Below are 23,355 nucleotides of genomic sequence, written 5' to 3'. Positions count from 1 at the left end.
ATGAGCGATACCCTCACCCGTCTGGCCCAAGTGCTGGAAGAGCGTAAAGACGCCGCAGCCGACAGCTCCTATGTGGCCAGCCTGTATCACAAGGGCCTGAACAAGATTCTGGAAAAAGTCGGCGAAGAGTCGGTGGAAACCATCATCGCCGCCAAGGACGCCGCCATCAGCGGTGACTGCAGCGATGTGATCTATGAAACCGCAGACCTGTGGTTCCATACCCTGGTCATGCTGGCGCAGCTAGGGCAGCACCCCCAGGCCGTGCTCGATGAACTGGATCGCCGCTTCGGTCTGTCCGGACACGCCGAGAAAGCCTCGCGTCCGTCCGCCTGAACAACTTTCTAAGAGGAAACGCAGCATGGGCATTTTTGACTGGAAACACTGGATCGTCATCCTGGTGGTCGTGGTACTGGTATTCGGCACCAAGAAGCTCAAGAACCTGGGCACTGACGTCGGCGAATCGATCAAGGGCTTCCGCAAGGCCATGAACGACGACGAAAAGCCGGCCGAGCCCGTAGTACCGCCAGCGGCACAGCCCGTGCCACCGGTTCAGCCGCAGCAAAGCGCACCGCTGAACCAGCCGCACACCATCGACGTGCAGGCACAAAAAGTCGAAGAGCCGACCCGCAAAGACTCGTGAGCACTGACTAATGTTTGGTATCAGCTTCTCTGAACTGCTGCTGGTGGGCCTGGTGGCCCTGCTGGTGCTCGGCCCCGAGCGCCTGCCTGGCGCGGCGCGCACCGCCGGCCTGTGGGTCGGGCGCCTGAAGCGCAGCTTCAACGCGATAAAACAGGAAGTTGAACGTGAAATCGGGGCCGACGAGATCCGCCGGCAACTGCACAACGAGCACATTCTGTCCCTGGAGCAGGAGGCGCGGAAGATCCTCGCCCCGACCCAGCAGCAACCGACTCCGGTCGAACCGATAGCCGAGCAGACGAATCACTCGCCAAGCTCCGCCCCGGTAGCTGAAACGGTCCCTGTGAGCGAAGCGCCGCTACCCACGACGCCGGTTGCCGAGCCTGCGGCCCCGGTGGCGACACCCGTCACCACGGCCCCCCACGACCCCACTTTGCCGCCGCGAGCCCCATGAGCGATATCCCAGAGAACGACCAACACATGCCGCTGGTGTCGCACCTCACCGAGCTGCGTACCCGCCTGCTGCGCTGCGTAGCGGCGATCTTCATCATCTTCGCCGGGTTGTTCGCCTTCACCCAGCAGATCTACACCATCGTCTCCACCCCCCTGCGCGAGTACCTGCCGGTGGGTGCAACGATGATCGCCACCGACGTCGCCTCGCCGTTTCTCACCCCGCTGAAACTGACCATGATGGTTTCGCTGTTCCTGGCGATCCCGGTGATCCTGCATCAGATCTGGGGCTTTATCGCACCCGGGCTGTACAAGCATGAGAAGCGCATCGCGGTGCCACTGTTGGTGTCGAGCATCCTGCTGTTCTACATCGGCATGGCCTTCGCCTACTTCCTGGTGTTTCCGCTGATCTTCAAGTTCTTCGCTGCCGCCACTCCGGCCGGCGTGGAGATGATGACCGACATCACCAGCTACCTCGATTTCGTCATGACCCTGTTCTTCGCGTTCGGCGTGGCTTTCGAGATTCCGGTGGCTGTGGTGCTGCTGGTATGGATCGGCGTGGTCAACGTGGCCTACCTGAGGAAGATCCGGCCTTACGTGATCATCGGCTGCTTTGTGGTCGGCATGATTCTCACCCCGCCGGATATCTTCTCCCAGACCTTGCTGGCCGTACCCATGTGGCTGCTGTTCGAAATCGGCGTGCTGTTCGGCGGGCTGATCAGCAAGCGCGGCGACCACCCGGACGATGCGCCGGCTGACGATCACAACGACCAGCCGCCAGCGACCCAAGCGTGAACCTGCTGCTTCTGGAAGAGGCCGACTTCATCGCGGCCGACCTTGTGGTGCTGCGCGACCGGCGCCTGACTCACATGCAGGAAGTGCATCGGGTTGCGGTGGGCGACAGCCTGCGGGTCGGGCGTATCGGCGGGCTGATGGGCTCAGCCCGGGTGCTGCGCCTGGAACCCACCGAAGCCGAGCTGCAAATCACCCTGGACCAGCCACCACCGGCCAAGCTGCCGCTAACCATGGTGCTGGCCCTGCCACGCCCGAAGATGCTTCGTCGAGTGCTGCAGACCGTCGCCGCCATGGGCGTGCCACGGCTGGTGCTGGTCAACAGCTACCGGGTGGAAAAAAGCTTCTGGCAAACCCCGTTCCTGGAACCCGAGGCCATTCGTGAACAGCTGATTCTCGGCCTGGAACAGGCTCGCGACAGCGTGCTACCCGAAGTGGTCATCGAAAAACGCTTCAAGCCCTTCGTCGAGGATCGTCTGCCGGCCCTCAGCGCAGGCACCCTGGGACTGGTGGGTCACCCCGGCCAGTACCCACCCTGCCCTCGCGGCCTGGATGAACCGGTAACCCTGGCCATCGGCCCCGAAGGCGGCTGGATCCCCTACGAGATCGATCTGTTGGCCAAGGCCGGCCTGCAACCGGTGCAACTGGGCGAACGCATCCTGCGGGTCGAAACCGCCGTCACAGCCCTCCTCTCACGCCTGTTTTGAGCAAAGGCTCCGTGCCAGCCGGAGCTTTCGCCTGCAATATCAAATCGCCACCTACCTACAGAATCCACCGCTCCCGCCGATAGCCTATGGTTAAGCCCATATTGCTAAAAGGGAGTTCGCAGCATGTACCGTTGGCTAGCCAGGAACCTGGGAAATGTAAGCGTCAGCCGCAAACTCGGTATCGGCTTCGGCCTGGTACTGCTTCTGACCCTATTGATCACTGCCACAGGCTGGACCGGCCTGGGCCGAGTGATCGACCGTGGCGACAAACTGGGCAACATCTCCACGCTCTATGGCATGACCAAGGACCTGCGCATCGCCCGTCTCAACTACGAGATGCACCATGGCGACCAAGGCCCGGCGGCAGTCAACGACATACTCAAACAACTCGACGAAGGTCTACGGGCCGCCCGTGAGCAACTGCAGCAACCCGAAAGCATCGCCATGCTGGACCAGCAACTGAACGCCGTGGCCGAATACCAGAAAGCCTTTGCCGACATGACCCGTGCCACCGCCAGCCGCGAGGCTGCCCGGGCCCAGCTCGGCGCCAGTGCCGACAATGCCGTGGCCCGGGTGGCCGAGGTCGAGAAATCGCTGCTGCAAGGCGACAGCGTGGCTCAGTTCAACAGCGTCATCGACCTCTCCAAACTGATCCAGCAGGCACGCTTCCAGGTGCGTGGCTACACCTACAGCGCCAAACCGGAAGCCAAGCAACCGGCCCTGGATGCCATCGATAACGCGCTGAACCACCTCACCAGCCTACCGACCCGCCTGCCGGAGCAGCACATTGCCAACCTGCAGCAAGCCAGCGACTCGCTCAAAGCCTACCGAGCGGCCGTCAGCGGCTTCAGCGACGCCGAAGAGGCCAGTGCTGCCGCGCTCAAGCGCATGGCCGCCCAAGGCGACCGACTGATGGACCTGAGCAACCAATTGACTAGCGCACAGACCGCCAAGCGTGACAGCGATGCCAGCCAGGCCAAAAGTACCCTGCTGATCGCCACAGTACTGGCCTTGGTGTTTGGTCTGATTGCCGCCTGGGCCATCACCCGGCAGATCATCCAACCGCTGCAGCAGACCCTCAAGGCCGCCGAACGCGTGGCAGCCGGCGATCTCAGCCAGAACCTGACGGTGGATCGCCGCGACGAGCTTGGCCAACTGCAGAAAGCCATGCAGCGCATGACCCTCGGCTTGCGGGAACTGATCGGCGGCATCAGCGACGGCGTGACCCAGATCGCCAGCGCCGCCGAACAATTGTCGGCCGTCACCGAGCAGACCAGCGCCGGGGTCAACAGCCAGAAGGTGGAAACCGATCAGGTAGCCACGGCCATGAACGAAATGGCCGCCACAGTGCAGGAAGTCGCGCGCAATGCCGAAGAAGCCTCAGAGGCCGCTGTAGCCGCCGATCAGCAGGCCCGCGAGGGTGATCGCGTGGTGAACGAAGCCATTGCCCAGATCGAGCGTCTGGCCAGCGAGGTGGGCCACTCCACCGAAGCCATGGGCCACCTCAAGCAGGAAAGCGACAAGATTGGCAGCGTGCTGGATGTGATCAAGTCGGTGGCCCAGCAGACCAATCTGTTGGCCCTCAACGCCGCCATCGAAGCGGCACGTGCCGGTGAAGCCGGGCGTGGTTTCGCCGTGGTTGCGGATGAAGTGCGCAGCCTGGCCCAGCGCACCCAGCAATCCACCGAAGAAATCGCCGAGCTGATCGTCGGCCTGCAAAGCGGCACACAGCAAGTAGCCAGCACCCTGGACACCAGCCGCAGCCTCACTGACAGCAGCGTCGAACTGACCCGCCGGGCCGGGGGGTCGCTGGAGAACATCACTCGCACCGTGTCGGCCATCCAGGCGATGAACCAGCAGATTGCCGCGGCAGCCGAACAACAGAGCGCCGTAGCGGAAGAGATCAACCGCAGCGTGTTGAATGTGCGTGATGTGTCTGAACAGACTTCATCGGCCAGCGAAGAAACCGCGGCCTCCAGCGCCGAACTGGCGCGGTTGGGGATTCACCTGCAAAGCCTGGTGGGGCGCTTCCGGGTCTGAATCGCTTCGCTGGCAAGCCGGCTCCTACAAGGGAATGCAGGAGCCGGCGAAGGCCTCACAGTACCTGGCGCAGGAAAGCCTGGGCCCGAGGATCTTTCGGCGCCGCGAAGAACACATCCGGCGCCGCATCCTCCAGCAGCTTGCCGTGATCGAAGAACAGCACCCGATCCGCCACTTCCCGGGCAAAGCCCATCTCGTGAGTCACACAGACCATGGTCATGCCTTCCAGGGCCAGGGTCTTCATCACGTCCAGCACTTCGCCGACCATTTCCGGGTCCAGTGCCGAAGTCGGCTCATCGAACAGCATGACCTTTGGCTCCATGGCCAGGGCCCGGGCAATCGCCACCCGCTGCTGTTGGCCGCCGGAAAGCCGCGAAGGAAACTCATGGGCCTTCTGCGCAATGCCGACCTTCTCCAGCAACGCCAGGGCCTTGGCCTCGCGTTCCTGCTTGCCACGCTTGCGCACCACTTTCTGCGCCAGGCAGAGGTTTTCCAGCACGGTCATGTGGGGGAACAGGTTGAAATGCTGGAACACCATGCCCACTTCCCGGCGATAGGCGTTCACATCGGTCTTGGGGTCGGCCAGTTGCAGGCCGTCGATGCTCACCGAGCCGGAATCGAACTCTTCCAGGCCATTGAGGCAACGCAAAAAGGTGGACTTGCCGGAACCGGACGGACCGATCACCACCAGCACTTCACCCTTGGCCACCTGAGTGGTGACGTTGTCCACCGCACGCACCACCTGGCCGCGGGTGTCGAAGACTTTTACCAGATCGCGAACTTCAATCACTTTGCGCGAGCCTCCGCTCAAGCCGACTGGCCATCTTCGACAGCGGCAGGTTGATCAACAGATACAGGCCCGCCACGCAGAACAGGATCTCGAACGGCGAGAACGAGGTGGTGATGACTTCCCGGCCGCTCTTGAGCAGCTCGGTGATGGCGATCACCGACACCAGCGACGTGTCCTTGACCAGGCTGATGAACTGCCCGGCCAGGGGCGGCAACACCCGTTTGAACGCCTGTGGCAGCACCACGTGACGCATCGACTGGCCGGCGCTGAGCCCCAACGAGCGGGCAGCCTCGTTCTGCCCACGGGTAATGGACTGCACCCCGGCACGGACGATTTCCGCCACATAGGCCCCGGTGAACAGCGACAGCGCGGCGATCCCGGCGAACTCCCGGGACAGGTTGAGCACCGTGCCGATGAAGAAATAGAAAATGAAGATCTGCACCAGCAGCGGCGTACCCCGCACCAGCTCGACATAGAGCGTCGACAGGTCACGCAGGGTCGGGTTGCTGGACAGCCGGCACAGGCCGGTGCCGAGGCCGATGAGCAGGCCCAACACCCCAGACACCACCGACAGCCACAAGGTGGTCCACAAGCCCCACAACAGGGGGCCCGCCGCCCAGTGCCGGGTCACGCCAATCACATCGCCTTCGGCCACGTCATCGCCGCTAGCCACCTGCAGGCTGCTTTCATCGACACTCAGATGCTGCTCGGCACCCGAGTCACCGCGCAGCGTGACTTGAGCCTTGCCGCCCTGGCGCACAACCTCGGCGACGGTGGAGATCTCCGCCGCCCGCTGGGATTCTTCGGCCTGGTAGGCGAAGTACTGGGGGACACGGTTCCAGCGCCATTCGTAGGACATCAGCGAGGTGGCGTAGTACAGGGCGCCGGCCAGGCCGATCAGCACCAGCACGGTCAATACGTGCCAGGGCCATTGGGCTTTCTTCTGTTTGTTCACTTTGCAGGTTCCAGCGGTTTGCAGCGGGGAGGTTCGGCAGAGCTCGGGCGGGCATCATCGCGAGCAAGCTCGCTCCTACAAAAACGCTGTACGCCCTGTAGGAGCGAGCTTGCTCGCGATCAACCGCCAATCAGTTGCCTGACGCCTATTCCATGTCCTTGAGCCACTCGGTGCTCTTGAACCACTTGTCATGGATGCGATCGTAGGTGCCGTCTTCGTGGATCTGGTGCAGGAAGTTGTTGATGAAGTTGATGCTGTCGTAGTCACCCTTCTTCAGGCCGAAGGCCAGAGGCTCATAGGTGAACGGCTTGTCGAGGAACACCAGTTTGCCATTACCCACCTTGTTCACCGCCACCACGTTGTACGGGGCGTCGTAGATAAAGGCGTCGGCTTTGCCGTTGACCACGTCCAGCACCGCTTCCTGCTCATTGTCGTAGCCGTGGTACTTGGCCTTGGCAATCAGCTTCTTGGCGACCATTTCCCCGGTGGTGCCCAGCTTGGAGGTGATGCGGTAGTCGGCGCTGTTCAGGTCCTTGTAGGACTTGATGGTGCCTTCCAGATCCTTACGGATCAGCAGCGTCTGGCCGACCACGATGAAGGGTTCGCTGAAATTCAGGCGCAGGTTGCGTTCCTGGGTCAGGGTCATGCCGCTGCCGATCATGTCGAACTTGTCGGTGAGCAGGGCTGGGATGATGCCGTCGTAGCCAGTGGAAACCATCTCCAGCTTGACCCCCATGGACTTGGCCATGGCCTTGAGCAGATCGACTTCGAAACCGATGATTTCGCCACGCTTGTTGGTCATTTCGAACGGCATGTAGGTCGGGTCCATGCCGACTTTCAGCGTACCGCGCTTGACCGCGTCATCGATGGCGCCGGCCTGGGCGGTAGTGACCGCCAGCATGGCGGCGGCGCCTGCCAGCAGCAGCGAAAGATACTTCTTCATCTCAAGTCCCCTGAAGCCATTTTATTGTGGTGTCTGCGCGCCGCGGGCCTGGAATGAAAATCTTCGGATATCAAGCCGTTGTCGATCACGCACAGAAATTTGCGGGAGCGATGCTAACGCACTCGGCCGTTTGCACAAGGATTTTTGTTGTTACAAGGGGGGATGCGGGGCTATTGGCAGCAGAAAGCAAAACGCCCTTGAGTGGAGGCTCAAGGGCGTTGGCTTCAGGCCGGTTGCGGCGCCGCCATCAGCGGCTGCAAGGGCAGCAGCGGCGCATGGGGGTCAGCATCCACCGACTGGCGCCAGGCGTCCAGCCAATCGCTGTGACCCTCGCTCCAGACTTGCTGGTGCAGGCGCCCCAGGGCCACCGGATCGCTCAACAGCGCCAGGCGCTCGCTGTTGTTCAGGGCCGCCGGGCCGACTTTCAGTGCATGCCGCACCCGCTCCTGGCGCAGCCATTCGATCGGCTCGGCCTGGGTGTGGCGGGATGTGGCCAGGGCACAGGCCAGAGCGTTCTGCTGCGGGTCCACCACGGCTCGGACAAAGCCGTCGTTGAGCGCATGCCAGCGGTTCTCGTGGGTGTACTGGTCGGTGGCCAGCAGCGCCTGGGGCGGAGCGTATTCCTCGGGAATCAGGAACAGACTCTCGTCACGGGACTTCAGGCCCAGACCGACACGACTGGAGATCACCGACACCGGGATCGACAGCATCAGAGAACCGACAATCGGCACCAGCCACCAGAGGAAGCTGGGGTTCAGCCAGATCACCAGCAGGGCCCAGCAGAAGCCCAGCAGGGTCTGCGGACCGTGGCGGCGCACGGCTTCACTCCACGGCGTGGAGTCGTCGTCACGTTGTGGCGAGTTCCAGGTCGCGGCCCAGCCGAGGAATGCAGCCAGCACGAAACGGGTGTGGAAAATCATCCGCACCGGCGCCAGCAGCATGGAGAACAGCATCTCCAGGAGCATCGACAGGGTCACCTTGAACTTGCCGCCGAACTCTTTCGCGCCCTTGGCCCAGATCAGGATGATGCTCAACAACTTCGGCAGGAACAGCAGCACGATAGTCGTGGAGAACAGCGCGATGGCCTTGTCCGGGTGCCACTGCGGCCACAGCGGATACAGCTGCCGTGGTTCGAGGAAGTACTGCGGCTCCATCAGGGTATTGACCGCCAGCAGAGCCGTGGACAGCACCAGGAAGAAGAACCACAGCGGTGCCGAAAGGTAGGACATCACCCCGGTGAGGAACACCGCACGGTGCACCGGGTGCATACCCTTGACCAGGAACAGGCGGAAGTTCATCAGGTTGCCGTGGCACCAGCGACGGTCACGCTTGAGTTCGTCCAGCAGGTTAGGCGGCAGCTCTTCGTAGCTGCCCGGCAGGTCGTAGGCAATCCACACGCCCCAGCCGGCACGGCGCATCAGCGCGGCTTCGACGAAGTCGTGGGACAGGATCGCACCGGCGAAGGCGCCTTTACCGGGCAATGGCGCCAGGGCGCAGTGCTCGATGAACGGCTTCATGCGGATGATCGCGTTGTGGCCCCAGTAGTGGGACTCACCCAACTGCCAGAAGTGCAGGCCGGCGGTGAACAGCGGGCCGTAGACTCGGGTGGCGAACTGCTGCATGCGCGCATACAGGGTGTCCATGCCCGACGCCCGTGGCGCGGTCTGGATGATCCCCGCGTCCGGCGTGGCTTCCATCAAGCGCACCAGGCTGGTCAGGCATTCGCCGCTCATCACGCTGTCGGCGTCGAGCACCACCATGTACTTGTAGTCACCGCCCCAACGACGGCAGAAGTCGTCGAGGTTGCCGCTCTTGCGCTTCACACGGCGACGGCGACGGCGGTAGAAAATCTTGCCGAAGCCCTTGGCTTCCCGGCAGACATCCAGCCAGGCCTGCTGCTCGGCCACGCAGATATCACTGTCGTTACTGTCGCTGAGCACGAAGAAATCGAAGCGGTCCAGGTCACCGGTGGCCGCTACCGACTCGAAGGTCGCCCGCAGACCGGCAAACACCCGGGGCACGTCTTCGTTGCAGATCGGCATCACCAGTGCGGTACGTGCGTCCTTGGGAATCGGCTCGTTACCGGCGCTGGCCCCGGAGATGCGGTACTTGTCGTGACCAGTCAACAGCTCCAGGAAGCCCATCAACGCAGTCCAGAAACCCGCCGAGACCCAGCAGAAGAGGATGCCGAAAAGAATCAGGATGCTGGTTTGCAGGGCATAGGGCAGCACTTGGGTCGCGGTCTGCATCAGCGGCTGGTGCAGGACCTCTTCCAGGTCGACGAAGGACCAGCCCTGGTACGGCATGATGCCTTTCATGTACCAGCCGGCGACGATGGTCTGGCCGAGCATCAGCACCAGCAGGATGTAGCGACGGATCGAACCCACGGTGCGCCAGCGCGCAGCCGGCAGCACACGTTCGTCCTTCGGCGGCGCGGGCGGGTTGGTGCGCCCGGTCAGTCGCCGCCAGCCACGCACCAGGATATTGGTGCGCCACGGCTCCGGTACCACCTTGGTGCGGCGGATCGGCGGCGTGGCCTTGAGGCAGACCCGGCCTTCGGCGTCGACCGCAAGCATTTCCGCTTCTTCGAGTTCCGCGGCGGTGCTCAAGGACAGGCGCTGGCCCACCGATACCTGGGCGGCATCGGTTGGAGCGTCGAAGGTCGTTGACGACAAACGTTGGTGCAGTTCGCTGAAAGACTGGCAGCCCGCGAGTTCCGCGCGCTGCTGGTCCGACATCGGCAAGTGCGCCAGGTACTCGGCAAGAGACTCTGGCTGTAGTTGAGAGTTACTCATCGGCAGGCAACTGGTAGCTCCAGGTCTCGGTCAGGACTTGTTCAGTTTTAACCGGTTCCGGTGTGGCTGGGGCCGCCTCGGCAGCAGGCTGCTTGGCGTCTTTGTGGTCCTTGTCCTTGGCATTCTTGGCGTCTTTGGCCGGCTTGGCTTCAGTCTGCTTGGCCGCTGCCGCAGCGGCTTCCTTCTCCTTCTTCTCCTGTTGCTTGGCGGCGATCTTGTCGGCCTTGGCAACGGAGGAGTTGGAGTTAGGGGTCGAAGCCTTGACCGGCTCGGCTACCGGGATGTTGCGCACCAGCGCGGCACGCATCTCGGTGGCCTTGCTCGCATCCTTGATCTTCATCCGCAGGGTCAGGCGCCAGCCTTTGGTTTCCGGGTTGTAGCGAACGCTGTTTTCCACCAGCTCGGCATTGTCGCCAACACTCACCTGGCTGCGAACTTCGGCGTTTTCCGGCAATGCCGCCAGGGATGGGCCTTCGAAGTCCACCAGGTAGGCAACGCTGCCATCAGGCTGACGGATCAGGTTGGATTGCTTGACGTCACCGGTGGAGCGCAGGGTCTGTTGCACCCAGGCGCTGTCGGGGGAATGCAGGGCGGCTTCGTCGATGGTCCAGTGCAGGCGGTAGGCATAATCCAGCGGCTGGCCTGGCTCAGGCTGCTTTTCCGGGTTCCAGAACGCCACGATGTTGTCGTTGGTTTCGTCCGCAGTCGGGATCTCTACCAGATCGACGGTACCTTTGCCCCAGTCGCCCTTGGGCTCGATCCAGGCGCTTGGGCGCTTGTCGTAGCGGTCATCGAGGTCTTCGTAGTGGCTGAAGTCACGGCCACGCTGCAGCAGGCCGAAACCACGCGGGTTCTCTACCGAGAAGTTGCTCACGGCCAGGTGTTTCGGGTTGTTCAGGGGACGCCAGATCCATTCGCCGTTGCCGGCATGGATCGACAGACCGCTGGAGTCGTGCAGCTCGCGACGGTAGTTGAGGACTTTCGACGGCTGGTTGGCGCCGAACAGGTACATGCTGGTCAGCGGGGCCAGGCCCAGCTTGCCGACCTTGTCACGCAGGAACACCCGAGCCTTGACGTCGACAATGGTGTCGGCGCCCGGACGCAGGGTCAGGCGGTAGGCGCCAGTGGCCCGTGGCGAATCCAGCAGGGCGTAGATCACCAGATGCTTGTCGGTTGGTTTGGGCTGTTGGATCCAGAACTCGCTGAAGCGCGGGAACTCTTCGCCGGACGGCAGGGCGGTGTCGATCGCCAGACCACGGGCGGACAGGCCATAAGTGTGGCCTTTGCCGACGACGCGGAAGTAGCTCGCGCCCAGCATGGTCATGATCTCGTCTTGCTTATCAGCCTTGTTGATCGGGTACAGCACACGGAAACCGGCATAGCCGAGCTTTTCGGTGGCCTTGGGATCGAACTTGACGTCGCCGAAATCGAAGCGATTCGGGTCGTACTTGATCTCGGATACGGTGTTGGCGCTGATCTCGTTGATCTTCACCGGCGTGTCGAAGTGCATGCCCTGGTGATAGAACGACAGCTTGAATGGGGTCTTCTGATCGGCCCATTCGGCTTTTTCGCTGAGGAAGCGGATTTTCTGGTAATCCGCAAACTTCATCTCACGGAATTCGTTCGGCAGGTTACTGCGCGGGGCCTCGTACTTCTGCCCGGCCAAGTCCTTGGCCTTGGCCGACACATCATCCAGATTGAATGCCATGAGTTGACCGGCGCCGAACAGGCAGACCAGCGCAGAGCCCGTCACCAGTGCGTTTCGTAACCGTTTGGCAAACAAGTTTGGTGCATTACAGGGACTAACAATCACGAGCAACCCTCGCCGAAAACAGATCAAAAAACCAACGGCCAGCTATCTATATGCCAGGTTGGCGAGCATTGTTCCGACTCCGATGGGGCTAAATGATTCCCCAAGCGGCCGTGGACAAGTCTCTACTAAAGTCAAAATGGACCAACGAACGCTGATCCCCGTAGCGCGCGATTATCTAGTAGCCCGCGTTACAACGCATCAGGGGTAACAAAGTATTTATCGCGAAAAACAGCAGTTTCCGGCCCAAATCGGTGGAAAAAGATGTTTCAGGCGCTTTCAGGTCTGTAACAGGAAGGTTACCGGGCCATCATTGACCAGATGCACCTGCATGTCCGCGCCAAAACGCCCTGATGCCACTTTGCTATGCAACTGTTGCGCCTTCGCTATCAGGTAGTCAAAAAGCTCCTCACCGAGTGCAGGTGGCGCAGCCGTGGAAAAGCTCGGACGCAACCCGCTTTTGGTGTCTGCCGCCAAGGTGAACTGCGACACCAGCAGCAGCCCGCCCTGCACATCCGTCAGGGACAGGTTCATCTTGCCTTCAGCATCGCTGAACACCCGATAGTTAAGCAGCTTATGCAGGAGTTTGTCGGCGCTGGCCCGAGTGTCCTCGGGCTCCACCGCCACCAGCACCAGCAAACCCTGGTCCACCGCACCGACTATTTCCCCGGCCACTTCAACCCGCGCGCCGGTTACGCGCTGCAACAGCCCCTTCATGCTTCTTCAGGCGGCAGGTCGAGCAGGCGGCGAGCCATCTGATCAGTGGCTCGTACCAGGGCGTCGGTGATGCCCGGTTCGGAGGCGGCATGACCCGCATCGCGAATCACCTGCAACTCGCTGTTGGGCCAGGCCTGATGCAGCTCCCAGGCGTTGTCCAGGGGGCAGATCACGTCGTAGCGACCGTGGATGATGACCCCGGGCAGATGGGCGATCTTGCCCATGTCGCGGATCAGCTGGTCGGGTTCGAGGAAAGCGTTGTTGATGAAGTAATGGCATTCGATCCGGGCAATCGACAGCGCCCGCTGCGGCTCGGAGAAGCGGTCCACCACCAGCGGGTTCGGACGCAGGGTCGCGGTGCGCCCTTCCCAACCCGACCAGGCCTTGGCGGCATGCATCTGGGCGATCTGGTCATTGCCGGTCAGGCGCTTGTGGAAGGCGCTGACCAGGTCATGCCGCTCCTCCAGGGGAATCGGCGCCACATAGTCCTGCCAGTAATCCGGGAACAGACGGCTAGCGCCGCACTGGTAGTACCACTGGATTTCCTGGGGACGGGCCAGGAAGATGCCCCGCACGATCAGGCCCAGCACTCGATCCGGGTGGGCCTGGGCATAGGCCAGGGCCAGAGTCGAACCCCAGGAGCCGCCGAACAGCACCCATTTGTCGATGCCCAGGTGCTGGCGAATCCGCTCCAGGTCCGCCACCAGGTCCCAGGTGGTGTTGTTTTCCAGACTGGCGTGGGGGGTGGAACGTCCGCAACCGCGCTGGTCGAAGGTGACGATGCGGTACAGGTTCGGGTCGAAATAGCAGCGACTCGCCCCATCACAGCCCGCGCCCGGACCACCGTGAATGAACACCACCGGCAAACCTTCCGGTGAACCACTTTCGTCGACATACAGCACATGGGGCTTGTCGACGGCCAGATCGTGCCGGGCATAGGGTTTGATCTGCGGGTACAAAGTCTGCATTACGCGCTCCGTGGAGGTCGGGTTCATCCCTGGTGGGACTTCATTTATTCTGCCGTTTGGCATCATAAACCCGAATTACGCAATGAGCATGTCCTTGAAGAAAACAGGGTTGTTCAGGGGATTGCGACGAGTCGCGCAGGGCGCTTGGCGAGCAAGCTCGCTCCTATATAAAGGCGTGCATCCGCGGTAGGAGCCAGCTTGCTGGCCAAAGCAATGTCAGCGGTAACGCTCCTGCCCCCAGGCCAGCAGCCCCTGCAGCAATGCCTTGAGCACCACCTGGGTCGGTGCCGCCAGGTCCTCGCGATAGCGGAACGGCTCGAACTCCTCCATATAGGCGCTCTGCGCCAGTTCCAGTTGCACCGCATGAATGTGCTCGGCCGGGTTACCGTAATGCCGGGTGATATGCCCCCCCTTGAACCGACCGTTGAGCACGTGGGTGTAATCGCCATGGGCGGCGCAGATGCTCTCCAGACGGCTGGCCAGTTGCGCATCGCAGCTGGCGCCGTTGAAGGTGCCAAGGTTGAAGTCCGGCAGCTTGCCCTCGAACAGATGAGGGATCAGCGAACGAATGGAGTGGGCATCGAACAGCAAGGCATAGCCGAACTCGGCCTTGAGCCGCGCCAGCTCCTCTTGCAGGGTGCGGTGATAGGGCCCCCAGACCTGTTCCAGGTATTGCTGCCGCTCTTCTTTGGACGGCGCCTGCCCTTCGACGAACAACGGCTCGCCATCGAACAGCGTCGCCGGATACAGGCCAGTGGTAGCACCGACGTACAGCGGTTTGTCATCGGAAGGCCGGTTCAGGTCGATGACGAAACGCGAATATTCGGCCGCCAGGGTGCTGGCCCCCAGCTCCTCGGCGAACTGATACAGCCGTGGAATGTGCCAGTCGGTGTCCGGCAGGCTTTGCGCCTGTGGAACCAGACCGGCCATCACTGCCGGCGTCAGGCGCGTACCGGCATGGGGCATGCTGATCAGCAGGGGCACCCGGCCTTGTTTGAATGTCAGAACCTTATCCACAACCCGTCTCCTAAACAGTCACTTCAACGCCGTGTCGCACGACGCGTTTTTCCAGGTCACCGCCCAGCCAGTAGGCCAGGTCGGCGGGACGATCGATCTGCCAGGCGACAAAGTCCGCCACCTTGCCCACTTCCAGCGAACCATGGGTCTGCGCCATGCCCAGGGCCTGGGCCGCGTGCAAGGTGACCCCGGCCAACGCCTCCTCCGGCGTCATACGCAAACAAGTGCAGGCCATGTTCAGCATCAGGCGCAGCGACAGCACCGGCGAAGTCCCAGGATTGAGGTCGCTGGCCACGGCAATCTTCACCCCGTGCTTGCGCAGGGCATCCATCGGTGGCAACTGAGTTTCCCGGAGGAAATAGAACGCACCCGGCAGCAGCACGGCCACGGTCCCCGATGTCGCCATGGCAATGGCATCGTCCTCGGTCATGAACTCCAGGTGATCGGCAGACAGCGCCCGGTAGCGCGCTGCCAGGCTCGAGCCATGCAAGGACGACAATTGTTCGGCATGCAGTTTCACCGGCAGGTCGAGCTTGTGCGCGGCAATGAATACCCGCTCCACCTGGGCTGGGGAGAACGCCAGGTACTCACAGAAGGCATCCACGGCATCCACCAGCCCCTCGGCCGCCAGGGCCGGGAGCATCTCGCTGCAGATATGCTCGATGTAGTCGTCACTGCGCTCGGCATATTCCGGCGGCAGGGCGTGGGCCGCCAGGCAGGTGCTGCGCACACTGACCGGCAACTCCTCGCCGAGACGGCGGATCACCCGCAGGATCTTGCGCTCGCTGGCCAGGTCCAGGCCGTAGCCGGACTTGATCTCGACGCTGGTGACACCGTCCCGCAGCAGGCTCAGCAGACGCTTGCGGGCGCTGACGAACAGTTCCTCTTCAGTGGCTGCGCGGGTCGCCCGTACGGTGCTGGCGATACCGCCACCGGCCGCGGCGATCTCGGCGTAGCTCACGCCCTGCAGGCGCTGCTCGAACTCGCCGCTGCGGTTGCCGCCAAATACCGTGTGGGTGTGGCAATCGATAAAGCCCGGGGTTACCCAGGCTCCAGCCAGGTCCTTGACCTGGGCGTAGTCGCCGGCCGGCGCCTCCGAGCGCCGGCCGATCCACTCGATGTGCGCCCCTGACGTCACCATGGCCGCGTCCTCGATGATCGAGTAGATACCCGAGGCCATGCTGGCGACGTTGCAGTGTTGCCAAAGAGTTTTCATCCAGGGCCTCCGTTAATGATCAGTAGGTAAAGAAGAATCGACGCGGATCTGCTGAGCCTGCCCCGCCACCGGCTTGACCCACAGCATATAGGCCACCACCAGCAGAACGATCCACACCACGCCCACCATCAGCGCCGCCTGGGTTTTCGGGAAATAGCCCAGGACGCCGAAGATGAACAGCATGAAGGCAATCGCCGCTGCCGGCGCCCAAGGCCAGAACGGCACCTTGAACTGCAACCGGGCCACTTGCTCGGCGCTCATGGAGCGACGCATCGCCACGTGGGTCAGAAGAATCATCAGCCACACCCAGACCGTGGCGAAGGTGGCCAGGGACGCGATCAGCAGGAAGATGTTTTCCGGGATCAGGTAGTTCAATACCACGCCGCCCAACAGCGTCACGGCCATCACCACCACGGTCATCCACGGCACGCCGGCCTTGGACACCTGGGCAAAGCCCTTGGGCGCCTGTCCTTGCTGGGCCAGGCCGTACATCATGCGCCCGGCACCAAAGATATCGCTGTTGATCGCCGATACCGCCGCCGAAATCACCACGATATTGAGGATGGTGGCTGCCGAACTGATGCCCAGGCTGTCGAATATCTGCACGAAGGGGCTGCCCTGGGTGCCAATCTGCGGCCAGGGGAAAATCGACATCAGCACGAACAGGGTCAGTACGTAGAACAGCAAGATGCGCAGAGGCACCGCGTTGATCGCCTTGGGGATGACCCGCTGTGGGTCCTTGGCCTCGCCGGCGGTGACACCGATGATCTCGATGCCGCCAAAGGCGAACATCACCACCGCAAAGGACGCGATCACCCCACCAATGCCATTGGGCATGAAGCCGCCATGGGCCCAGAGGTTGCTGGCGCCGGTGGCCTGCTCGGTGGCCGCACTGCCGATACCGAACATCATGATGCCGAACCCGCCGAGGATCATGGCGACGATCGCCCCGACCTTGAGCAGCGACAACCAGAACTCCATCTCGCCGAAGACCTTGACGCTGCACAGGTTGAGGCCGCCGATCAGCAGGACGATGCCCAGTACCCAGATCCAGCGTGCTACTTCGGGAAACCAGAAGCCCATATAGATGCCAAAAGCAGTGACGTCCGCCAGACAGACGATGAGCATCTCGAACGCGTAGGTCCAGCCCAGGATAAAGCCCGGCAAAGGCCCCAGGTACTGACTGGCGTACTGCCCGAAGGAGCCGGACACCGGGTTGTGCACGGCCATCTCCCCCAGGGCGCGCATCACCATGAACACCGCTGCGCCACCAATCAGGTAGGCCAGCAGCACGGCCGGGCCGGCCATCTGGATGGCGGAGGCCGACCCGTAGAACAACCCGGTGCCAATGGCCGACCCCAGGGCCATGAAGCGAATGTGGCGGGCCGTCAGCCCGCGTTTCAATCCTTGGGTTTGCTGTGTCATTTCTCGTCCCTAATTATTCTTATCAGAGAAAGCGGTGGACCGACCCTCAATAGCCAAGGCCCGGCCCACCCAAAGATTTCGCCGACGCGCAGCCCCCGCAGGAGCCCGCTGGCCGGCGAAAGTGTCTTAGAGGCTCGGCAGCAACTGAGCCGGCAACAGGTCGTTCAGGCACCGCGAAGCCAACAATTCGCTGGCCGCGTTGATATCCGGTGCAAAGAAACGGTCCTTCTCGTAATACGCCACTTTCTCGCGCAGGGTGGCACGGGCTTTTTCCAGGGTCGGCGAGGTTTTCAGGCCTTCGCGCAGGTCCAGGCCCTGACAGGCCGCCAGCCATTCCACGGCCAGAACACCGCGGGTGTTCTCGGCCATTTCCCACAGGCGCTTGCCGGCGGCCGGAGCCATGGACACGTGGTCTTCCTGGTTGGCGGAGGTGGGAATGCTGTCCACCGAGTGCGGGTGGGCCAGGGCCTTGTTCTCGCTGGCCAGGGCCGCAGCGGTCACCTGGGCGATCATGAAGCCGGAGTTGACCCCGCCATTGGCCACCAGGAACGGCGGCAGCTGGGACATGTGCTTGTCCATCATCAGCGAGATACGGCGCTCGCTCAGGGAAGCGATCTCGGCGATGGCCAGGGCCATGTTGTCGGCCGCCATGGCAACGGGTTCGGCGTGGAAGTTGCCACCGGAAATCACATCGCCTTCGGCTGCGAACACCAGCGGGTTATCGGACACGGCGTTGGCTTCGACCACCAGCACTTCGGCCGCCTGGCGGAACTGGGTCAGGCAGGCGCCCATCACTTGCGGCTGGCAACGCAGGGAGTACGGGTCCTGAACCTTGTCGCAGTTCTGGTGCGAGGCGGACACCTCGGTGCTGTCTCCCAGCAAGGCGCGATAGGCCGCAGCGGTATCGATCTGCCCGCGCTGGCCGCGAGCGGCGTGAATCCGTGGATCGAACGGCGAGCGCGAACCCAGCACGGCTTCCACCGTCAGGCCGCCACAGACCAGGGCACCGGCGAACAGGTCTTCGCCTTCGAACAGACCGCGCAGGGCGTATGCGGTGGACACCTGGGTGCCGTTGAGCAGCGCCAGGCCTTCCTTGGCGGCCAGGGTCAGCGGCTTGAGGCCGGCGATTTCCAGGGCTGCGGTCGCTTCCAGCCATTGGCCTTTGTAGCGCGCCTTGCCCTCACCCAGCAGCACCAGGGACATGTGGGCCAAAGGCGCCAGGTCGCCGGAAGCGCCCACCGAGCCCTTGAGTGGAATATGCGGATAGACCTCGGCGTTGATCAGGGCGATCAGGGCATCGATCACCTGACGGCGGATGCCGGAGAAACCGCGGCTCAGGCTGTTGACCTTGAGCACCATGATCAGACGCACCAGATCGTCGCTGATGGGCTCGCCCACGCCGGCGGCATGGGACAGCACCAGGGAACGCTGGAGGTTTTCCAGGTCGGCGCTGGCGATGCGGGTCGAAGCCAGCAGGCCAAATCCGGTGTTGATCCCGTAGGCGGTGCGGTTCTCGGCGAGAATCTGCTCGACACAAGCGACGCTGGCGTCGATCTGCGCCGAGGCGCTGTCATCCAGGGTCAGGGTCAGCGGCTGCTGATAGATGGCCCGCAGTTGGGCCAGGGTCAGTTGGCCGGGAATCAGGTTTAGCGCAGTCACATTCATGCTCCTTTTGAGAGTTTTGTAATAACTACCAGTCGCTCCGGAAGCTTCCGTTATCCGTCGTCACTCGCAGTATCGAGCGAGTGACGCCTTGGCACGCTGGTTATGGGAAAAACGGTTTATTGCACCTTGGAAAAACGTTTGGGCAGCAGCAAAGGGTCCTTGAGCAGCGCCGCGGCGCCGGCAATGTCCGGCGCCAGCCAGCGGTCCTGGTCATAGGCCGCAATCCGCTCGCGCAGCAGGCACCAGGCGATACCGGTGCCGGTGCCGAAGCGCTGCTCCTTGAGAAATTCGAAGGCCTGGGCGGCCAGCAGGTACTCGATGGCCAGGATCTGGGTGCAGTTCTCCAGCACCTGATGCAGCTTCAGCGCGGCGTTGGTGCCCAGGCTCAAGTGGTCCTCCTGCAGGCCCGAAGTCACGTAGTTGTCCAGCACCGCCGGCTGGGCCAACTGACGGTTCTGCGCACACAGCGAGGCCGCCACGTACTGCACGATCATCATTCCGGAGTTGACCCCGGGCTCGCTCACCAGGAATGCCGGCAAGCCGCTGACATGGGGGTTGATCAAGCGGTCCAGGCGACGTTCGGCAATGGAGCCGATCTCAGCCATGGCGATGGCCAGCAGATCCGCCGCCAGAGCCACCGATTGCCCGTGAGGATTGGCCTGGGACACCACCCGATAGTGATCCGGGGTGCCCAGCAGCAACGGGTTGTCGGTAGCGCCATTGAGCTCGGTTTCTACCTGCTTGATCGCATGGGCCAACTGATCCCGGGCCGCACCATGTACCTGAGGAATGGAGCGGATACTCAAGGCGTCCTGGGTGCGAATGCCGCGGCTAGCGGCGATGACTTCACTGCCATCGAGCAAGGCCCGCAGATTGCTGCCCACCACCTGCATGCCGGGGTGCGCCTTGAGGGCGATGATCTCGGCATCGAAGGCGTCGATCTGGCCCCGCTGGGCTTCGAAACTCATGGCGCCGATCACGTCGGCCCACTGCAACAGGCGGCTGGCATCGGCCAGGGCCAGACAGCTCAGACCCGTCATGCACGGCGTGCCGTTGACCAGGCACAAGCCATCCTTGGCCCCCAGTTGCACCGGCTGCAGCCCCTCTTCGGCCAGGGCCTGTTCGGCGCAAACAATGCGACCGCGATAGCTGACCTGACCGACGCCCAGCAAGGCGATGCCAATGTGGGCCATATGGGTCAGATAACCCACCGACCCCTGGGACGGCACTTGTGGGGTGATGCCGCGATTGAGCAAGGCCAGCAACGCCTCGACCACCTGCCGGTGGATACCGGATTTACCATGGCTGTAGTTGATGATGGCGGCGCAGAGGATCGCCCGAGTCTGTTCGTCGGCCAGCGCCGGCCCGACACCGCAGGCATGGCTGAGCAAGGTATTGCGCGATAGCTGGCTGAGTTGCTCACCGGCCAGCACCACGTTGCACAAGGCGCCAAGGCCCGTGCTGATGCCATAGGCGCGCTCGCCGCTGTTCACCACCTGGCGGACGATGGCCTGGGCATTGTCGATACGCGCCCAGGCCTGGGCCGACAGCTCGAGCTGCGCGCCATGACGGGCGACGGCGACTACATCCTGCCAACCCAGGGGGGCGTCGGCGATAACGATTTTTTCAGCCTGGGACATCGGGGACCTCTTCTTGCAAACCTTGGGTTGTCTGCCGCTTTGCCGGACCTTTCGCCGGCAAGCCGGCTCCTACACTGTGGCGGCGCGACGCTGGACGAAACGATCGACGTATTCATCCGCCGGCGAATGCAGGATCTCCTTCGGCGTCCCCACCTGGATCAGGCGGCCGTCCTTGAGAATCGCGATGCGATTGCCGATGCGTACCGCCTCGTCCAGGTCGTGGGTGATGAAGACGATGGTCTTGTGCAGGGTCTTCTGCAGCTCGAGCAACTGGTCCTGCATCTCGGCACGGATCAACGGGTCCAAGGCGCTGAAGGCTTCGTCCATGAGGATGATGTCGGTGTCTGCAGCCAGGGCCCGGGCCAGGCCGACGCGCTGGCGCATGCCGCCGGACAGCTGGTGCGGGTACTTCTTCTCGTAACCCTTGAGGCCCACGGTGTTGATCCAGTGCAAGGCCCGCTCGGCGCACACCGACTTGCTCTCGCCACGCACCTTGAGGCCGTAGGCGACGTTGTCCTGGACATTGCGGTGGGGCAGCAGACCGAAGCTCTGGAACACCATACTGATCTTGTGTCGACGGAATTGGCGCAGGGCTTCCATGTCGTATTGCAGGATGTCTTCGCCATCCACCAGGATCGCCCCACTGGTGGGGTCGATCAGGCGGTTGAAGTGACGCACCAGGGTCGACTTGCCGGAACCGGACAGGCCCATGATGACGAAGATCTCACCGGTGCCGATGCTCAGGGACAGGTCGTTGACCCCCACTACGCAACCGGTTTCGGCCAGCACCTGGTCCTTGCCCTTGCCTTGGCCAATCATCGCCAGGGCGTCGGCGGAACGGTTGCCGAATATCTTGAAGACGTTCTTGACTTCGATCTTGCTGACGGCAGCGTTGTTCATTTGTTCACCTCATGGCGTGGACGACCATAGGCCTGGGTAATGCGGTCGATCACCACCGCCAGAATCACGATCGCCAACCCGGCTTCCAGGCCGCGCCCAACGTTGAGGGTCTGGATCCCCACCAGCACATCCTCGCCCAGGCCACGGGCGCCGATCATCGAGGCGATCACCACCATCGACAGGGCCATCATGGTGGTCTGGTTGATCCCCGCCATGATGCTCGGCAGGGCCAGGGGCAGTTGTACGCCGAACAGCTGTTGCCAGCGGTTGGCACCGAAGGCGTTGATCGCCTCCATCACTTCACCGTCCACCTGGCGGATGCCCAGGTCGGTGAGACGAATCAGCGGCGGTGCGGCGTAGATCACCGTGGCGAAGATCGCCGGCACCTTGCCCAGGCCAAACAGCATCAGCACCGGGATCAGGTACACGAAGCTGGGCATGGTCTGCATGATGTCCAGCAGCGGCATCAATACCGAACGCAGGCGGTTGCTGCGGGCCGAGAGGATCCCCAGGGGAATGCCGATCAGCACCGAGATCACCGTCGCCACCAGCATCAGCGCCAGGGTCTGCATCAGCTTGTCCCACAGGCCGACGGCGCCCACCAGGAACAGCAGGCCGACAATCACCGCCGTGGTCAGCAGCTTGCGGGTGGAATGCCAGGCGATGCCGCCGACAATCGCCAGCATCAGCCACCAGGGCGCCGCGCGCAGCAGGCCTTCAAGGTTGACGATGGCCCACAACAGGGTGTCGGAGATGTGCCGGAACACATCGCCGTAGTGGGTCACCAGGGAGTCGACCCAGCCGTTGACCCAGTCGGCGATGGAAAAGGTGAAGCTTTCTGGAAACATAAGAAATTCTCGATCAAAGGAGGTTGTGGTCCAGCCTCCGCCGGCTCTTGTGAACCGCCGGAAAAGCCCGACCTACAAGGCCGCGTCGATTTTCCTGGCTGCGTCGTCACTCACCCATGCGTGCCAGACTTCAGGATGTTCCTTGAGGAAGATTTTCGCCAGTTTCGGCGACTCGATGCGCTCGCGGGTCATGCGCGCGAGGTTCTGGTTGAGCAGGTCGATGGGCAGGTTGGCCTTGGCCAGTACCGCCACCAACTCCGGGGCTTCGTCGTGGAAGGTCTTGGACAGGCCGACCTTGATGCTCACGCTCTTGTCGACGCCGGGTTTCTCATCCAGCTTGACCAGATCCACCTGGCCCATCAGCGGGGTCGGCGACCAGTAGTAGAAGAGAATCGGTTCGCCACGCTTGTAGCTCGACAGCACCGCCGCATCCAGGGCCGGGCCGGTGCCCGGACGGAAGTTGGTGTAGCTGCTTTCCAGGCCGTAGCTCTTGAGCATCTCGCTGTTGTCCAGCTCACAGGTCCAGCCGGCCGGGCAATTGTAGAAGCGGCCCTTGGTCGGCTCTTCCGGGTCCTTGAACACGCTGGCGTACTTGCCCAGGTCGGCGATGTTCTGCAAGTCCGGCGCCTTGGCTTCGAGCTTGCGCTTGGCGTCGCCCTCGATCACATAACGCGGCACATACCAGCCTTCGACGGCGCCCACCACCGGTGCGCCGACACCCACGACCTTGCCGGCCTTCTCGGCCTTGTTCCACACCTCGCTGCGGCCCACCCACTCTTCGGCGAAGACCTGGATGTCATTGCTGCCCAGGGCGTTCTCCATGGTGATGGAGTTGCCCGGCAGGCTGTCGGTCTTGCAGTCGTAGCCCTTCTCCAGAACAAACTGCAGGACGTCGGTCAGCAACATGCCGCTTTCCCAATTCAGACCGGCGAACTTCACCGTTTTGCCCGACTCGCACCAGCCGGCCGCCTGGGCGCCGGAAGCGGCCAGCAAGCCCAAGGACAGCAACGTGGTCAGCAGGGTCTTATGCATTTTCATTG

Annotated in this window: 21 protein-coding genes and 1 pseudogene; 7 read left to right on the top strand and 15 right to left on the bottom strand. The window is 62.6% G+C overall.

Annotation, left to right across the window (positions count from 1 at the left end; translation table 11 throughout):
• The 7 genes and pseudogenes from P7C00_RS02630 to P7C00_RS02600 all read left to right on the top strand — a co-directional run bounded on the left by P7C00_RS02630 (position 1) and on the right by P7C00_RS02600 (position 4,626).
• Positions 1–333 (top strand): phosphoribosyl-ATP diphosphatase, encoded by a 333-nt coding sequence (locus P7C00_RS02630; protein ID WP_011058798.1) that lies wholly within the window; start codon positions 1–3, stop codon positions 331–333.
• Between the two features lie 25 nt (positions 334–358).
• Complete coding sequence (locus P7C00_RS02625; protein WP_011058797.1) at positions 359–640, top strand: twin-arginine translocase TatA/TatE family subunit; 282 nt, start codon at positions 359–361, stop codon at positions 638–640.
• A 10-nt stretch (positions 641–650) separates the two neighbouring features.
• On the top strand, positions 651–1,091 hold the full coding sequence (gene tatB, locus P7C00_RS02620; protein ID WP_346634452.1) for a Sec-independent protein translocase protein TatB: 441 nt from the start codon (positions 651–653) through the stop codon (positions 1,089–1,091).
• Positions 1,088–1,882: a twin-arginine translocase subunit TatC gene (gene tatC / locus P7C00_RS02615; RefSeq protein ID WP_123724103.1), complete on the top strand. Its 795-nt coding sequence runs from the start codon at positions 1,088–1,090 to the stop codon at positions 1,880–1,882. Before tatB ends, tatC begins: the two co-directional genes overlap by 4 nt.
• A complete protein-coding gene (locus P7C00_RS02610) occupies positions 1,879–2,586 on the top strand; it encodes a 16S rRNA (uracil(1498)-N(3))-methyltransferase (protein WP_123724104.1) in 708 nt (235 codons plus the stop codon). Before tatC ends, P7C00_RS02610 begins: the two co-directional genes overlap by 4 nt.
• Before the next feature lie 123 nt (positions 2,587–2,709).
• Positions 2,710–3,720, top strand: a pseudogene (locus tag P7C00_RS02605) (methyl-accepting chemotaxis protein); the annotation flags it as partial.
• A gap of 33 nt (positions 3,721–3,753) precedes the next feature.
• Entirely contained in the window at positions 3,754–4,626 is an 873-nt protein-coding gene (locus tag P7C00_RS02600; RefSeq protein WP_371826193.1) for a methyl-accepting chemotaxis protein, read from the top strand.
• A 55-nt stretch (positions 4,627–4,681) separates the two neighbouring features.
• Here P7C00_RS02600 and P7C00_RS02595 read toward each other — a convergent pair whose 3' ends face one another.
• From P7C00_RS02595 to P7C00_RS02525, 15 genes are all read right to left on the bottom strand, one after another.
• The gene (locus P7C00_RS02595) at positions 4,682–5,416 is read right to left on the bottom strand and encodes an amino acid ABC transporter ATP-binding protein (RefSeq protein WP_404938091.1); all 735 of its coding nucleotides are present in this window, start codon (positions 5,414–5,416) and stop codon (positions 4,682–4,684) included.
• Entirely contained in the window at positions 5,409–6,371 is a 963-nt protein-coding gene (locus tag P7C00_RS02590) for an amino acid ABC transporter permease (protein ID WP_346634449.1), read from the bottom strand. Before P7C00_RS02590 ends, P7C00_RS02595 begins: the two co-directional genes overlap by 8 nt.
• Positions 6,372–6,516: 145 nt before the next feature.
• Entirely contained in the window at positions 6,517–7,314 is a 798-nt protein-coding gene (locus P7C00_RS02585) for a transporter substrate-binding domain-containing protein (RefSeq protein ID WP_015633853.1), read from the bottom strand.
• Positions 7,315–7,538: 224 nt separating this feature from the next.
• Positions 7,539–10,109 carry a glucans biosynthesis glucosyltransferase MdoH gene (gene mdoH, locus P7C00_RS02580; protein ID WP_346634448.1) on the bottom strand — a complete coding sequence of 857 codons (2,571 nt, stop codon included), beginning with the start codon at positions 10,107–10,109 and terminating at the stop codon, positions 7,539–7,541.
• On the bottom strand, positions 10,102–11,922 hold the full coding sequence (locus P7C00_RS02575) for a glucan biosynthesis protein G (protein WP_404938090.1): 1,821 nt from the start codon (positions 11,920–11,922) through the stop codon (positions 10,102–10,104). Before P7C00_RS02575 ends, mdoH begins: the two co-directional genes overlap by 8 nt.
• Before the next feature lie 276 nt (positions 11,923–12,198).
• Positions 12,199–12,636, bottom strand: coding sequence for a D-aminoacyl-tRNA deacylase (gene dtd, locus P7C00_RS02570; protein WP_346634446.1), 438 nt, complete (start codon positions 12,634–12,636; stop codon positions 12,199–12,201).
• Positions 12,633–13,604 (bottom strand): prolyl aminopeptidase, encoded by a 972-nt coding sequence (gene pip / locus P7C00_RS02565; RefSeq protein WP_346634445.1) that lies wholly within the window; start codon positions 13,602–13,604, stop codon positions 12,633–12,635. The genes dtd and pip overlap by 4 nt, the downstream gene beginning before the upstream one ends.
• Positions 13,605–13,820: 216 nt before the next feature.
• Positions 13,821–14,621: an N-formylglutamate deformylase gene (gene hutG / locus P7C00_RS02560; protein ID WP_404938089.1), complete on the bottom strand. Its 801-nt coding sequence runs from the start codon at positions 14,619–14,621 to the stop codon at positions 13,821–13,823.
• A gap of 10 nt (positions 14,622–14,631) precedes the next feature.
• Positions 14,632–15,837 carry an imidazolonepropionase gene (hutI, locus tag P7C00_RS02555; protein ID WP_404938088.1) on the bottom strand — a complete coding sequence of 402 codons (1,206 nt, stop codon included), beginning with the start codon at positions 15,835–15,837 and terminating at the stop codon, positions 14,632–14,634.
• Positions 15,838–15,849: 12 nt separating this feature from the next.
• A complete protein-coding gene (locus P7C00_RS02550; RefSeq protein ID WP_346634442.1) occupies positions 15,850–17,262 on the bottom strand; it encodes an amino acid permease in 1,413 nt (470 codons plus the stop codon).
• 126 nt (positions 17,263–17,388) lie between these two features.
• On the bottom strand, positions 17,389–18,927 hold the full coding sequence (hutH, locus tag P7C00_RS02545) for a histidine ammonia-lyase (protein ID WP_346634441.1): 1,539 nt from the start codon (positions 18,925–18,927) through the stop codon (positions 17,389–17,391).
• 116 nt (positions 18,928–19,043) lie between these two features.
• Entirely contained in the window at positions 19,044–20,567 is a 1,524-nt protein-coding gene (hutH, locus tag P7C00_RS02540) for a histidine ammonia-lyase (protein WP_404938087.1), read from the bottom strand.
• Between the two features lie 69 nt (positions 20,568–20,636).
• A complete protein-coding gene (locus P7C00_RS02535; RefSeq protein WP_346634439.1) occupies positions 20,637–21,467 on the bottom strand; it encodes a glycine betaine/L-proline ABC transporter ATP-binding protein in 831 nt (276 codons plus the stop codon).
• Complete coding sequence (locus P7C00_RS02530) at positions 21,464–22,315, bottom strand: proline/glycine betaine ABC transporter permease (protein WP_346634438.1); 852 nt, start codon at positions 22,313–22,315, stop codon at positions 21,464–21,466. The genes P7C00_RS02535 and P7C00_RS02530 overlap by 4 nt, the downstream gene beginning before the upstream one ends.
• A gap of 72 nt (positions 22,316–22,387) precedes the next feature.
• Positions 22,388–23,353 carry an ABC transporter substrate-binding protein gene (locus P7C00_RS02525; RefSeq protein ID WP_404938086.1) on the bottom strand — a complete coding sequence of 322 codons (966 nt, stop codon included), beginning with the start codon at positions 23,351–23,353 and terminating at the stop codon, positions 22,388–22,390.
• Positions 23,354–23,355: the final 2 nt, after the last annotated feature.

Source organism: Pseudomonas sp. JDS08PS003, from assembly GCF_045013505.1.
In the GTDB taxonomy this organism is placed as follows: Bacteria; Pseudomonadota; Gammaproteobacteria; order Pseudomonadales; family Pseudomonadaceae; genus Aquipseudomonas; species Aquipseudomonas protegens_B.
This window is presented reverse-complemented; position numbering and strand designations above follow the sequence as displayed.

Bases quoted from the DNA above. Each gene is read 5' to 3' on its own strand.
- P7C00_RS02585 (WP_015633853.1), bottom strand. From the start codon at position 7,314: ATGAAGAAGTATCTTTCGCTGCTGCTGGCAGGCGCCGCCGCCATGCTG.
- pip (WP_346634445.1), bottom strand. From the start codon at position 13,604: ATGCAGACTTTGTACCCGCAGATCAAACCCTATGCCCGGCACGATCTG.
- hutH (WP_404938087.1), bottom strand. From the start codon at position 20,567: ATGTCCCAGGCTGAAAAAATCGTTATCGCCGACGCCCCCCTGGGTTGG.
- P7C00_RS02535 (WP_346634439.1), bottom strand. From the start codon at position 21,467: ATGAACAACGCTGCCGTCAGCAAGATCGAAGTCAAGAACGTCTTCAAG.
- dtd (WP_346634446.1), bottom strand. From the start codon at position 12,636: ATGAAGGGGCTGTTGCAGCGCGTAACCGGCGCGCGGGTTGAAGTGGCC.
- hutH (WP_346634441.1), bottom strand. From the start codon at position 18,927: ATGAATGTGACTGCGCTAAACCTGATTCCCGGCCAACTGACCCTGGCC.
- hutI (WP_404938088.1), bottom strand. From the start codon at position 15,837: ATGAAAACTCTTTGGCAACACTGCAACGTCGCCAGCATGGCCTCGGGT.
- P7C00_RS02530 (WP_346634438.1), bottom strand. From the start codon at position 22,315: ATGTTTCCAGAAAGCTTCACCTTTTCCATCGCCGACTGGGTCAACGGC.
- P7C00_RS02600 (WP_371826193.1), top strand. From the start codon at position 3,754: ATGCAGCGCATGACCCTCGGCTTGCGGGAACTGATCGGCGGCATCAGC.
- tatB (WP_346634452.1), top strand. From the start codon at position 651: ATGTTTGGTATCAGCTTCTCTGAACTGCTGCTGGTGGGCCTGGTGGCC.
- P7C00_RS02525 (WP_404938086.1), bottom strand. From the start codon at position 23,353: ATGAAAATGCATAAGACCCTGCTGACCACGTTGCTGTCCTTGGGCTTG.
- mdoH (WP_346634448.1), bottom strand. From the start codon at position 10,109: ATGAGTAACTCTCAACTACAGCCAGAGTCTCTTGCCGAGTACCTGGCG.
- P7C00_RS02550 (WP_346634442.1), bottom strand. From the start codon at position 17,262: ATGACACAGCAAACCCAAGGATTGAAACGCGGGCTGACGGCCCGCCAC.
- P7C00_RS02630 (WP_011058798.1), top strand. From the start codon at position 1: ATGAGCGATACCCTCACCCGTCTGGCCCAAGTGCTGGAAGAGCGTAAA.
- tatC (WP_123724103.1), top strand. From the start codon at position 1,088: ATGAGCGATATCCCAGAGAACGACCAACACATGCCGCTGGTGTCGCAC.
- P7C00_RS02625 (WP_011058797.1), top strand. From the start codon at position 359: ATGGGCATTTTTGACTGGAAACACTGGATCGTCATCCTGGTGGTCGTG.